16 protein-coding genes are annotated in these 12,157 nt (G+C 68.6%); 5 read left to right on the forward strand and 11 right to left on the reverse strand.

The window, feature by feature from the left end:
• Genes AC37TH_RS03435 through AC37TH_RS03470 form a run of 8 tightly spaced genes read right to left on the reverse strand, consistent with a single transcriptional unit; the run spans window position 1 to window position 7,270 of the window.
• Window positions 1-2,049, reverse strand: coding sequence for a flagellar biosynthesis protein FlhA (locus AC37TH_RS03435; RefSeq protein WP_490762957.1), 2,049 nt, complete (start codon window positions 2,047-2,049; stop codon window positions 1-3).
• Window positions 2,046-3,137, reverse strand: coding sequence for an EscU/YscU/HrcU family type III secretion system export apparatus switch protein (locus AC37TH_RS03440; protein ID WP_490762958.1), 1,092 nt, complete (start codon window positions 3,135-3,137; stop codon window positions 2,046-2,048). The genes AC37TH_RS03435 and AC37TH_RS03440 overlap by 4 nt, the downstream gene beginning before the upstream one ends.
• Window positions 3,134-3,895 carry a flagellar biosynthetic protein FliR gene (locus AC37TH_RS03445; RefSeq protein WP_490762959.1) on the reverse strand — a complete coding sequence of 254 codons (762 nt, stop codon included), beginning with the start codon at window positions 3,893-3,895 and terminating at the stop codon, window positions 3,134-3,136. The genes AC37TH_RS03440 and AC37TH_RS03445 overlap by 4 nt, the downstream gene beginning before the upstream one ends.
• Window positions 3,895-4,170: a flagellar biosynthesis protein FliQ gene (gene fliQ, locus AC37TH_RS03450; protein ID WP_490762960.1), complete on the reverse strand. Its 276-nt coding sequence runs from the start codon at window positions 4,168-4,170 to the stop codon at window positions 3,895-3,897. Before fliQ ends, AC37TH_RS03445 begins: the two co-directional genes overlap by 1 nt.
• On the reverse strand, window positions 4,167-5,021 hold the full coding sequence (gene fliP / locus AC37TH_RS03455) for a flagellar type III secretion system pore protein FliP (protein WP_490763847.1): 855 nt from the start codon (window positions 5,019-5,021) through the stop codon (window positions 4,167-4,169). The genes fliQ and fliP overlap by 4 nt, the downstream gene beginning before the upstream one ends.
• A complete protein-coding gene (locus tag AC37TH_RS03460; RefSeq protein WP_490762961.1) occupies window positions 5,021-5,641 on the reverse strand; it encodes a FliO/MopB family protein in 621 nt (206 codons plus the stop codon). Before AC37TH_RS03460 ends, fliP begins: the two co-directional genes overlap by 1 nt.
• Window positions 5,642-5,647: 6 nt before the next feature.
• Complete coding sequence (fliN, locus tag AC37TH_RS03465) at window positions 5,648-6,370, reverse strand: flagellar motor switch protein FliN (RefSeq protein ID WP_490762962.1); 723 nt, start codon at window positions 6,368-6,370, stop codon at window positions 5,648-5,650.
• A 6-nt stretch (window positions 6,371-6,376) separates the two neighbouring features.
• A complete protein-coding gene (locus AC37TH_RS03470; RefSeq protein ID WP_490762963.1) occupies window positions 6,377-7,270 on the reverse strand; it encodes a flagellar motor switch protein FliM in 894 nt (297 codons plus the stop codon).
• A gap of 146 nt (window positions 7,271-7,416) precedes the next feature.
• Between AC37TH_RS03470 and AC37TH_RS03475 the strand changes: the two genes are divergently transcribed.
• From AC37TH_RS03475 to AC37TH_RS03485, 3 genes are read left to right on the forward strand one after another with little or no spacing between them, the layout of a single operon-like run.
• The gene (locus tag AC37TH_RS03475; RefSeq protein ID WP_490762964.1) at window positions 7,417-7,755 is read left to right on the forward strand and encodes a flagellar FlbD family protein; all 339 of its coding nucleotides are present in this window, start codon (window positions 7,417-7,419) and stop codon (window positions 7,753-7,755) included.
• Window positions 7,755-8,561, forward strand: coding sequence for a motility protein A (locus tag AC37TH_RS03480; protein ID WP_490762965.1), 807 nt, complete (start codon window positions 7,755-7,757; stop codon window positions 8,559-8,561). The genes AC37TH_RS03475 and AC37TH_RS03480 overlap by 1 nt, the downstream gene beginning before the upstream one ends.
• 2 nt (window positions 8,562-8,563) lie before the next feature.
• Window positions 8,564-9,376 (forward strand): flagellar motor protein MotB, encoded by an 813-nt coding sequence (locus tag AC37TH_RS03485; protein ID WP_490762966.1) that lies wholly within the window; start codon window positions 8,564-8,566, stop codon window positions 9,374-9,376.
• Between the two features lie 16 nt (window positions 9,377-9,392).
• Here AC37TH_RS03485 and AC37TH_RS03490 read toward each other — a convergent pair whose 3' ends face one another.
• On the reverse strand, window positions 9,393-10,142 hold the full coding sequence (locus AC37TH_RS03490) for an ABC transporter permease (protein WP_490762967.1): 750 nt from the start codon (window positions 10,140-10,142) through the stop codon (window positions 9,393-9,395).
• Between the two features lie 55 nt (window positions 10,143-10,197).
• Between AC37TH_RS03490 and AC37TH_RS03495 the strand changes: the two genes are divergently transcribed.
• On the forward strand, window positions 10,198-10,629 hold the full coding sequence (locus AC37TH_RS03495; protein WP_490762968.1) for a VOC family protein: 432 nt from the start codon (window positions 10,198-10,200) through the stop codon (window positions 10,627-10,629).
• Between the two features lie 39 nt (window positions 10,630-10,668).
• On the opposite strand, the gene AC37TH_RS03500 is transcribed toward AC37TH_RS03495, so the two are convergent.
• Both AC37TH_RS03500 and AC37TH_RS03505 read right to left on the reverse strand, forming a co-directional pair.
• Complete coding sequence (locus AC37TH_RS03500) at window positions 10,669-11,001, reverse strand: YciI family protein (RefSeq protein ID WP_490762969.1); 333 nt, start codon at window positions 10,999-11,001, stop codon at window positions 10,669-10,671.
• An 89-nt stretch (window positions 11,002-11,090) separates the two neighbouring features.
• Window positions 11,091-11,441 carry an ArsR/SmtB family transcription factor gene (locus tag AC37TH_RS03505; RefSeq protein WP_490762970.1) on the reverse strand — a complete coding sequence of 117 codons (351 nt, stop codon included), beginning with the start codon at window positions 11,439-11,441 and terminating at the stop codon, window positions 11,091-11,093.
• 215 nt (window positions 11,442-11,656) lie between these two features.
• On the opposite strand from AC37TH_RS03505, the gene AC37TH_RS03510 reads away from it, so the two are divergent.
• Window positions 11,657-12,064 (forward strand): arsenate reductase ArsC, encoded by a 408-nt coding sequence (locus AC37TH_RS03510; RefSeq protein ID WP_490762971.1) that lies wholly within the window; start codon window positions 11,657-11,659, stop codon window positions 12,062-12,064.
• The last annotated feature ends 93 nt before the right edge of the window (window positions 12,065-12,157 follow it).

Genomic DNA, 12,157 nt, shown 5'->3' on the forward strand with positions numbered 1-12,157 from the left:
TCAGGCCGCGATCGGTTCCGCAACCCTCACCACCCCCACCGTCTCGATCTGCGCCTGCACCGCTGTGACCTCCTGGTACGACAGCACCGGCAACCCGCTCAGCTGACCGGCCACGAGCCTCCTGATCGCCGGCCGGAGGGCCGGAGCGCAGACCAGGATCGCCGATACCCCCGCGTCGTCGAGCTGCGACGCGGTGTGCTTCAGCGAGCTGAGCACCGCTTCGAGCCGCACAGGGTCGAGGACGATCTGGGTGCCGAACTCCGAGGGCCGCAAGCCTTCGAGCATCGCCTGCTCCAGACCGGGGTCGATCATGATGACCCGCAGCGTCGCGCCGTCCAGGTGCGGCGCGACCACGGCAGGGCCGAGAGCGCCGCGCGCGGCCTCGACCAGCCCCTCCGGATCGTTCGACACCTTCGCCCGCAGCGCGAGCGCCTCCAGGATGCGCGGCAGGTCGTTGATCGCGACCTGCTCGACGAGCATCCCCTGCAGCACCCGCTGCACCTCGGCCAGCGTCAGCAGGTTCGGGATGAGCTCGTCCACCGCGGACGGGCTGACCTGCTTGACGCCCTCGGTGAGCTGGCGCACGTCCTCCCGGGTGAGCAGCCTGGCGGCGTTGGCCGTGATGATGGACGACAGGTGCGTGATGAGCACGGAGACGCGGTCGATCACGGTCGCGCCGCCCAGCTCAGCACTGTGCCGCATCTCGCTCGGGATCCACTTGGCGCCCAGTCCGAAGACCGGCTCGACCGTCGGGGTGCCCGGCAGCCCCTCCAGAGCGTCGCCGAGGGCGAGCACCCGGCCGCCCGGCGCCTGCCCTCGTCCGGCCTCGACGCCCGCGATCTTGATGACGTAGGTCGACGGCGGCAGGTCGGCGCTGTCCCTAGTGCGCACGGGCGGCACGATGATGCCGAGTTCGAGCGCGATCTTGCGGCGCAGCGCGCGCACCCTGGCGAGGAGGTCGTCCGACGCCCCGCTGACGATGTCGACCAGGTCGGGCGCGAGCGTGATCTCCAGGGCGTGCACGCGCATCTGCTCCAGCAGGTCGTCCGTGGTCTCGCCCTTGCCGGCGTTGGCGACCGCGGTCTGCGCCGCCTGCGCCTTCTTCGCCGCGGCCTGCGAGTTCTTCAACCGCTGTGCGGCGAGGATCAGGAACCCGCCGACGAGCACGAACGGGATGGGCGGCATCCCGGGGATGAGCGCCATGACGATGGCCGCGCATCCGGCGATGGTGAGTGCGTTGCGGGACTGGCTGAGCTGGCCGCTCGCCGTCGTGCCGATGTCGGTCTCCGCGTTGGAGCGGGTCACGATCATGCCGGTGGAGACCGCCATCAACAGTGCAGGGATCTGGGTGACCAGGCCGTCGCCGATGGTCAGCAGCGTGTACGAGTTGACGGCGTCGCCGAGCTGCATCCCGCGCTGGATCATGCCGATCGCGATGCCGCCGACCACGTTGATGATGATGATCAGGATGCCTGCGATCGCGTCACCCTTGACGAACTTGGATGCGCCGTCCATCGCACCGTAGAAGTCCGCCTCCGCAGAGACCTCGGCCCGGCGGGTGCGGGCCTGGTCCTCGGTGATGAGGCCCGCGTTGAGGTCGGCGTCGATGGCCATCTGCTTGCCGGGCATCGCGTCGAGGGTGAAGCGCGCGCCGACCTCGGCGACGCGCTCAGCACCCTTGGTGACCACGATGAACTGGATGACGATGAGGATGAGGAACACCACAGCGCCGATGATGATCGAGCCGCCGACGGCGACGTGCCCGAACGCCTGGATGACCTGACCCGCGTATCCCTCGCCGAGCACCAGGCGGGTGGAGGCGACGTTGAGGCCCAGCCGGAACAGCGTCGCCACGAGCAGCAGCGAGGGGAACACCGAGAAGTCGAGCGGCTTCTTGACGAACATCGTGGTGAGCAGGATGACCAGCGCCAGCATGATGTTGACGATGATGAGCGTGTCCAGCAACCAGGCGGGCACCGGCACCACCAGCAACATGATGATGCCGACGACCCCGATGGGGACGGCGACCTTGGCAGTGGTCGATTTCATGAGACGCCTCCCAGAATCGGGGTCATGGTGTGGGTTCCGTATGCGGAGCCGCGGGCCTTGAGGGACATGACGAACGCGAGCACGCGCGCGACCTGGTTGTAGAGCTCGACGGGGATCTCGTCCCCGAGGCGGCAACCCGCGTGCAGGGCGCGGGCGAGCGGGATGTCCTTCACGATCGGCACCCGCTCCTCCTCCGCCTTCTCGCGGATGCGCTGGGCGATGTTCCCCGAGCCCATCGCAACGACGCGGGGGGCCGACTTGCCCGGTTCGTACTTGATCGCGATGGCGATGTGCGTCGGGTTGACGAGCACCACATCCGACATGGCGATGGCCGCGATCATCCTGTTGCGGCTCATCGCGAGCTGGCGGGAGCGGCGCTGCGACCGGATCAGCGGGTCGCCGTCGGCGCTCTTCTGCTCGTCGCGTACCTCGCGCTTGGTCATGCGCGTCTGCTTGCGGTTGCGGCGCATCACCACGAGCACGTCGAGGCCGGCGAGCACGAGGCCGGCGCCGACCGCCGCTTGCAGCAGACCGGTCGCTCCGCTGGTCGCCGCGGCGAGCAGCGCGCTGAGCGACAGGCTGCCGGCGGTCAGCAGCACCGGCATCAGGCCTTGCACCACGAGGTACAGGCCGATCGCGACGACCACCGATTTGAGCAGGGTCTTCGCGCCCTCCCAGAGCGCGCGCATCCCGAACACCCTGGCGACGCCCTTCACGACGTTGAACTGCTCGTACTTGCCTTCGAGCTTCTTGAGGTGCACACCGCCCTGCGCCGCCGCCGTGGCGATGATGGCGACGGCGGCCACCGCCAGCAGCGGGCCGATCGTGGCCAGGATGCTGCCGAGCCCGTCGCCGAGGGCCTGCAGCGCGGCGGCGGGGTCCGGGTTCTCGATGATCGAACGCACGGTGAACACCTGGTCGATGCCCGCGCTGGTGCCGAGCCCGATGGTGAACGGCAGCATCACGGCCGCCGCGCCGACGCCGACCCAGGCTGTGAGGTCGGTGGACTTGCCGAGGCGGCCCTTCTCGCGGGCCTCCTTCATCCGTTTGTCGGTCGCCTGCTCTGTGCGTTCCTGCGCGTCGCTCATCGGCCCACCCCCAGCATGGTTTTGACGGCGGTGCCGGTCAGTCCTTCGACGACGCCGGGCAGCGCCACGAACAGCACGGCGGACAGCACGACGGTGAGCATGATCTTCAGCGGGAAGCCGAGCGAGAACGCGTTGAGCGCCGGGGCGACCCTGGTGAGCAGGCCGAGGCCCACATCCGCCAGGAACAGCACCACGATCAGCGGACCGGCGATCTGCACGGCCGACACGAACATCTGCGTCACGCCGCCGACCATCTGCTTGACCGGATCGGCGAGGTCGATGCCCGCCGCCAACGGGATGGCGTCGTACGAGCGCACCAGGCCGCCGATGATCAACTGGTACGCACCGGATGCGAACAGCAGCGCCAGCGCCGTCATCTGGAACAGCCGGGTGAACTGGGCGCCGTTGATCATCGACTGCGGGTCGAACGCCTGCGCCAGCTGGAACCCGCCGAACAGGTCGACCAGGCTGCCGGCCGACTGCACGGCGGCGAACACGAGATAGACGAGGAAGCCGAGCGTCGCACCGACGGCGAGCTCTTTCAGCAGGTCGAGCAGGAACATCCCGATGTCGCCGGAGTGGTAGCCGACCGCTACGCGCGGCGCGACCGCGACGCCCAGGCCGATCGCGAGCATCCCCTTGATCTGGGCGGGAATGCCGTTGTACGAGAACGGCGGCGCGATCACCAGGAACGCGACCATGCGCAGCGACGCCAGCGCGACGGCCTCGATGGTGGACAGGTCGATCGGGATGTACATCAGCCGCCGCCCAGCAGCGACGGGATCTTCTCGAACAGCACGTTCGTGAAGGTGATCAGCTCGGAGATCATCCAGTGCCCGCAGACGATCAGCGCGACCCCGACGGCCGCGGCCTTCGGGACGAACGAGAGCGTCACCTCCTGGATCTGGGTGATCGACTGCACCAGCGAGATCGCGAAGCCCACGACGAGCGCGGTGATCACGATGGGGGCAGCCAGCTTGGCCGTGATCATCAGGCCCTGCACGGCGATGTCGAGGACCGCGTTCGCGTTCATCCGCCACCCCGATAGCTCGTGATGAGGCTCGTGATCACGAGCCCCCAGCCGTCGACCAGGACGAACAGCAGGATCTTGAACGGCAGCGAGATCATCACCGGCGGGAGCATCATCATGCCCATCGACATCAGCGCGGCGGAGACGACCATGTCGATCACCAGGAACGGCACGAAGATCACGAACCCGATGATGAACGCCGCCCGCAGCTCCGAGATCATGAACGCCGGGATGAGGGTGAGCATCGGCACGGCGGACGGGCTCGCCGGGTTCGGCCGCCCGGCCGCGCGGGTCATCAGCGCGATGTCCTCCTCGCGGACGTGCGCCAGCATGAAGCCCCGCAGCGGCCCTTCGGCGAGGTGGACGGCCGCGGTGAAGTCGATGTGGCCGTTGAGGTACGGCTGAACGGCGGAGTTGTTGATGTCGACCAGCACCGGGCTCATGATGAACAGGCTGAGGAACAGCGCGAGACCGGCGAGCACCTGGTTCGGCGGGATCGACGGCAGGGCGAGGGCGTTTCTGGTCAGTGCGAGCACCACGAAGATCTTCGTGAACGACGACATCATCAGCAGCAGCGCCGGAGCCACCGACAGCAGGGTGATGCCGAGCAGGGTCAGGATGGCCGCCGACGGCGTGCCGTTCGGGCCGTTGATGTCGATGGTCAGGCCGCCCGTGCCGCCGCCGGCGGGGCCTGCCGGACCGGTCGGGGTGGGGACGGGATCCGGGACCATCGGCAGCGGCGCCGCGTGCGCGACGTTCGCCGTGAGGAGCACCATGGCGACCGCCGTGATGACGGCGAGCACGATCGCGACCACGAACCGTGGGGAGCGGATCAGCCGCCCGGCCGCGGCCATCACCTCTTGGGCCGCACCGCCGAGCTCGCCTGCCTCCACGTTGCCGGTGACAGGATCGAGCCCTTGAGGGCCTCGTCGAATACGGAGGCGCGTCCCTGCGCCGTCAGGTAATCGGCATCCTGCCTGTCGTTCTTCGCGGGCTTCGCGGCGCCCGCCGGCCGTGCTGCTGTCGCAGCGGTTGCTGCTGTGGCAGCGGTCGCGGACGGGAGCGCATCCTGCGCGTCGTCCTGGATTTCAAGGGTCTGGGTCATGGTGTTGCTCTGAGCCTTGGCCTGCGCCGTGGGCTGGTTCTGGCCGCCGAGCGGCTTCGCGAACGTCTGGCGCACCCGCGCGATCGGGGTGACCTCCGCCTCCAGATCGACCGGGCGTTCACCGGAGGCGAGCACGTTGACGTTCCGCTCGGTCACGCCGAGCACGAAACGCGTCCCGTCCACGTCCACCACCACGACGGACGCCTTCGAGCCGACACCCTGCCGGCCGACCACGGTCACCGCGTTCCCCCGGCGCACGCCACGCGCGCCGCGCTTGCCCTTGGTGACGCGCCGCTGCACGTACCAGAGCAGCGCGACGATCACGCCGAGCACGACGAGCACCCGGAGGGCGACGAACACAGTGTCCACGAAGCGTCAGTCCAGGTCTTCCGAGGCGTCGAGGATCTTGGTGATGCGCACCGCGTAGTCCTGGTCGACGACCACGATCTCGCCGTGCGCGATGAGGCGCCCGTTGAGCAGCACATCGGCGGGAGACCCGGCAGAGCGGTCGAGTTCGATGACGGCGCCCGGCTCCATCGCGAGCACGTCGCGCACCGGCATCCTGGTGCGGCCGATCTCCACGGTCAACGCCATCTCGACGTTGCTGATACGACCCAGCTTGCCCGCCATCGACCCGGCGCTCACCTCACGCCCTGCACCGTTCGCGCGACCGCGGATGGCGAACCAGCCGACGATCCCGGATGCTCCGGCCAGCTCGAACACGACGGTGTCCGCGTCCTCGAACAGCAGCGTCGCATCCTCGACCCGCGCATCGTCCAGCACGCCGGCGCCGAGAGTGTCGCTCGCGGCCTCGATGGCCGGCTGCAGCACATCCTGGATGGCGACCACGGGCGAACCGTCTGCGGCGTCGTCGATGATGCTCGGCGCATCCAGCAGCACGACGGCCAGGTCGGCGGACACGGCGCCGACGAAGCTCGCGACGACGGCGCCCCCGGTCGAACCCGCGAACGCGCCGACGGTGTGCAGGCGCGGGGTGAGCGGCGTCCCGGTGGGCAGCACGCCGACGAGGGCGTGCGCCGCGGCGAGCGCGTCGGACGCGCTCAGGGCGGCGGCCGTTCCGGTGGTGGTCATGCTCATGGTCTGTCAGTCCTCTGTGGTGGCGATGGGGTTCACGATCACGCACGCCAGCCGCGAGCCGCTGGAACCCAGCGCTGCACCGGCGACGGGGTGACCCCCGACGGCGAGATCGAACGGTCGGTGTTGCGGATGCGGGATCGGCAGCAGGTCGCCGACGGCGAGCCCGAGCACGACGCTCGGCTTCACCCGCGCGGGGGTGAGCCGCAGGGACACGTCGACGGGCACGTGGGCGAGCTGCGCATCCAGGAGCTCGCGGGCGTCGTCGGCGCTGCTGGTCGGGTTGGTCTCCCCGAGCTGAGGAAGAAGGACGGCGGCAGGCAGCGCGAGCGTCGCCTGCGCGACGTTCTCCCCCACCCGCAGCTCGAACGTCGCCACGATCATCAGCTCAGCCGTCGCGGCGGCCTGCGCGAACTGCGAGTTGTACTGGATGGCGTCGACCGCGATCGGTGCCGAGAGCAAAGAGCCGAGCGAATACCGCAGATCTTCGAGCGCGTCGTCCATCAGCCTGCGCACGAGCGCGTGCTCGATCTGCGTGAAGGTGCGCTCCGCGTCGACGGGGTTGCCTGTGCCGCCGAGCATCGCGTTCACCCACGACAGGGCGGCGACGGTCGGGAACTGGATGACCCCCTTCGGCGCGACGCCGTCGAGCTCGCACAGCACCATGGCGGTGGTGGCGGGCAGCGACGCGGCGTACTCGTCATACGTCTGCATGGCGACCGACTGGCACGCCACCTGGCTGAGCACGCGCACCTTCGCGGTCAGCTGGGTCGCCCACTGCCGCGCGAACGTCTCGAACGCGAGCTCCAGGACACGAGAATGCTCCCGCGCCAGCGTCGTGGGACGCCGGAAGTCATAGACGAGCGCCTCAGGCGCGGTCTCGGGGGCGTACAGGGTGGTCACGGTGCCGACTATCGGCCGGGTGCGGGGATGCGTTAGGGGTGGGCGTCAGTGAATGTTCTGCGCCGTGCACCCCTTACGCCCCGGCGCCACCGGCCGATAGTGCCCCTGTGACGGCTCACCCGGAGCCGAGACCAGGATTCGCGCCCATGATCGTCGTCACCCGACTGAACGACAGCCAGTTCGCGGTCAACCCCGACCTCATCGAGCGCATCCACGCGAGCCCGGACACCACCCTCGTGATGGTCGACGGGGCGAAGTTCATCGTGACCGAGAGCATGTCCGAGGTCATCGAGAAGATCGCCGCATACCGGGCGAGGGTCATCGCGCTCGCCCACGATCTGCCCACCGCAACCGCGCGTCCCATCGGCGCCCCGCAACTCGGCCTCGTCCCCCCAGCGGACAGCGGCCGTGACGACGAGGCCCCGGATGCGCCCCGCGAGCATCCCGAAGCTCGGACCGTCCCCCTCCGCGCAAGGAAGAAGTAATGGATCCCGCAACCATAATCGGCATCGTTCTGGCGTTCGGCGCCGTCGTCGCCATGGTGACGATGGAGGGCGCGCACCTCAGCGCCCTCGTCCTTCCCGCCCCGATGGTGCTCGTCTTCGGTGCCACGTTCGCCGTCGGCATCGCCAGCGGCACGATCAAAGACTTCCTCGTCGCGATGAAGGCCCTCCCTCGGGCGCTCCGCGGCAAGATCGACCCTCCGCAGCAGGTCATCGACCAGGTCGTCGACCTCGCCGAGAAGGCGCGAGCCAACGGGCTGCTCGCGATGGAGCAGGAAGCGGACAACGTCGACGACCCGTTCCTCAAGCGTGCGCTGCAGAACATCGCGGACGGCACCGACGGCGACGAGCTGCGCATCCTGCTGGAAGACGAGATCGGCACGAAGGTGAAGAAGGACAGGGTCGCCGCCAAGTTCTTCAGCGGAATGGGCGGGTACGCGCCGACCATCGGCATCATCGGAACCGTCGTGTCGCTCACCCACGTGCTCGAAAACCTCGCGGACCCCGGCCAGCTCGGCCCGATGATCGCCAGCGCGTTCGTCGCGACACTGTGGGGTCTGCTGTCCGCCAACTTCCTCTGGCTGCCGCTCGGCGCGCGCCTCCGCCGGTTGTCCGAACTGGACGTCGAACGCATGGTGCTGCTGATGGAGGGCGTCCTCGCCGTCCAGGCCGGCAGCCAGCCCCGCCTCCTCGGCGAGCGCCTGCGCGCGATGGTCCCCGACGCCGGCAGCGGCAAGTCGAAGGATGCCAAAGAGCCGAAGCCCGAGAAGCTCAAGGAAGCCGCGTAGCGATGTCCGCCCGCCGCCGTCGCAAACACGAGCCAGAGGAGGAGCACGAGAACGAAGAGCGCTGGATGGCCTCCTATATGGACATGGTCACCGTGCTGATGTGCATGTTCATCGTGCTGTTCGCGATGTCGACAGTGGACCAGAAGAAGTTCGCCGAGCTGAAGGACTCGCTGGCGACCGGCTTCGGCCAGGTGAAGTCGCAGAAGGTCGACACGGCGACCGGTGTGATCGTCCCGCCGTCGCAGGTCGACGACAAAGGCAAGAACACCGATCTGGCCCTCGCCCAGCAGGAGGCGCAGAACCTCAAGGAGCTGAAGGAGCGCATCCTGGCCTCGCTGACCAAGGACGGGCTGCAGGATGCGGTCCGGATGCGCATCGACAAGCGCGGCCTCACGATCGGCCTGGTCGGGAACGAGACGTTCTTCGCCTCCAACCGGGCGGAACTGAGCCTGGCAGCGACCCAGGTCCTCAACGACATCGGTCCCGTTCTCGCGCCGACGAGGTATCAGGTGTCCGTCGAAGGGCACGCCGACCTGCGCCAGCCGGGCGCGCCCTACCCGACCAACTGGGAGCTGTCGGCCGGACGATCCACCAGTGTGCTGCGGCATCTGGTGGAGGTCGACGCGTTCCCTCAGGAGCGCATCGTCGCGCTCAGCTACGGCTCTGCGCGCCCGCTCGCCAGCGCCACCGGCACGACCGACGCCGACCTCGCGCTCAACCGCCGGGTGGATGTGGTGGTCCTGTCCAACCAGCCGGACACCATCCGGGCGCTCATCCCGCAGGCGCTCGGCTCGACGACGACAGCAACCGGGTAGGCGCGGCGCGCTCGGCTCAGTCGAGCTTGACCGGACGCGTGCGCACCGGCGCGAGCCAGGCCGCCACGATGACGGCCGTGATCGACCCGGCCGCCATGATCGCCGCGAGCACGACCACCTGGAATCGCCCGGCCTCCAGCGGGGACACCCCGCCGAAGATCGCCCCGACGAATGCACCCGGCAACGTCACCAGTCCGGTCGTCTTGGTCTGATCGACAGACGGGATGAGCGCGGAGTACACCGCGCCGCGCGCGAGCTCGAGCGTGGACTGCCTGGGGGTCGCGCCGAGCGCGAGCCAGCCTTCGACCTCATCCCAGTGGTCGATGGTGCCCTCGGTGAAGCGGCGCCCGGTGAGGGTTGCGATGCTCATCGCGTTGCCGATGACGATGCCCCCGATCGCCAGTGCATACCGGGCGGAGAACTCGATGGCGCCGGTGAGGAAGACCACCGTGAGGGTCACCAGGATCCCGGTCGCCATCGCGACGCCCATCATGGTCGCGTGCTCGACCGACCAGCCGATCCGTCTGGTCGCGGTCGAGGCGGCGACGGAGAACATGACGAGCAGCGCGAGCGCCACCCACACCGGACTGGTGATGACGCCGGCGAGGATCACGCTGATGATCGCGAGCTGCAGCGCACCCCGCAGAATCGCGAGCAGCGGCGCCCACCGTCGTGGCACCCGGTAGACGGTGAGGACGACCGTCGCCAGCGCGGCGAGCAGCAGGATGCCGACGAGCGTCGGCACGAGCTCGCTGATGATGGGCACGGGACGAGTGTACGAGGCACTCCCGCCTGGCCGGGCATCCGGTTATCCTCGACGCATGACAGCGCGCATCGCCAACGTCACTTTCTACGCGGCCGATCCGACGGCGCTCGCCCGCTTCTGGAGCGCCGTGATGGGCTATCCGGAGCCGGCGGGGTGGGCGGAGGAGGAGATCGCCGAGCTGAAGGCCGCCGGACTGGACGACGACGACATCGCGTCGCGCGCGGAGGCGTGGGATGAGGACCCCACCCATCAGCGCTTCTACTTCACCCGCTACCGGCACGAGCGGCGGCAACGCAACCGGATGCACATCGACATCACCCCGTTCGAGGATCGCAGCGCCTCCATCGAGGAGTTGGAAGCGGAACGCGACAGGATCGTGGCCCTGGGCGCGACCGTGGAGAAGACGCTCACCGGGGCGTGGGGGCCCTACGAGGAGTACGCGATCATGATGCGCGACCCGGAGGGCAACGAGTTCTGCCTGCAGTGACAGGACTCGCGCCCTCCGCGCCGCAGTGATCGCAGAGTGTCAGCGCAGCGGCCAGACCTCCCGCACTTCGATGCGGCCGAAGCGTGCCATCGGGTGCCGGGAGGCGAGGTCGACGGCGTCGTCGATCGACGTGCACTCGATGAGGTCGTAGCCGGCCACCCACTCTTTCGCCTCAGCGAACGGGCCATCGACCACATCTAGTCGCCCGTGGCGCAGCCGGACGGTCTTCGCTTCCTCTATCGGGCGCAGGCGGTCGCCCTCGGCGGCGCCATCGCGGGCGTCGACCTCGGCGGCCCATTCGTCGAGATTGTCCTCGCTCTCGCGGTACGGCTCGGCGTCGAGGTCGGTGTGGATCAGGAACAGGAATTGCATGTCAGCCTCCTTGAGTGACGTTACGTGAACACGTCGAACGGCCGACAGGGATTTCGACTAACCGTTCACCGGGTCACACAGTCACACAGTCACACAGTCGCGAGGAACGATGACACGGTGTCGAGCGAACCGGGGACGATCCGGTAGTAGGCCCAGGTGCCGCGCTTGCTGCGGCTGAGATAGCCGGCTTCGACCAGGATCCGCAGGTGGTGCGACACCGTCGGCTGCGACAGGCCGAGCGGTTCGGTGAGGTCGCAGACGCAGGCCTCGCCGTCTTCGTGCGCGGCGACCATCGAGAGCAGCCGGAGCCTGGCAGGGTCGGCGAGCGCCTTCATCGCCTTCGCGACCCACGCGGCGTTCTCGTCGCTGATCACTTCTTTCGTGATCGGCGCGCAGCAGGCTTGCAGGTCGCGCAACGGGATGAGCTCGGTGATCGCCATGCGTCGATTCTGCGGCATATATTGACAGGCGTCAATGTATGCGTTCATCCTGGGTTCATCGACAACCGTCGATGAAGAAGGGAGAATCATCATGGGATGTTGCGACGACGAGTGTCAGGTTCTGCCGGACGGCTCCTGCTCGCCCGACTGCTGCTGACACCTTCTGGGCCGTCGCTCCTCGCGGGCGGCGGCCCACCGAATCCAGGGAGACCACGATGACAGACACCACCGCCCCGACCGTCCTCTTCGTCTGCGTGCACAACGCCGGCCGGTCCCAGATGGCAGCCGGCTTCCTGCGCGCACTCGCGGGCGACCGCGTCGAGGTCCTCTCGGCCGGATCGGAGCCGAAGGATCAGCTCAACCCGATCGCCGTCGACGCGATGGCCGAGGTCGGCATCGACATCGCCGGAAGCACCCCGAAGATCCTCACGACGGAGGCGGTCAAAGACTCCGACGTCGTCATCACGATGGGTTGCGGGGACACCTGCCCGATCTTCCCAGGCAAACGCTACGAGGACTGGGAGCTCACGGACCCGGCCGGACGGCCGATCGAGGAGGTCCGGCCCATCCGGGACGAGATCAAGCGCCGCGTGCAGGGGTTGCTCGCCGAACTCGACGTCTGACAACGCGTCAGGTTCCGGGCACCTACACGTCTCGCTGGGGCGGCGGAGCCGACGCGCACGATGCGAGCGCGAGGCACAGGGCGGCACCGAGAA

The sequence above is a fragment of the Leifsonia sp. McL0627 genome (genome assembly GCF_058244615.1).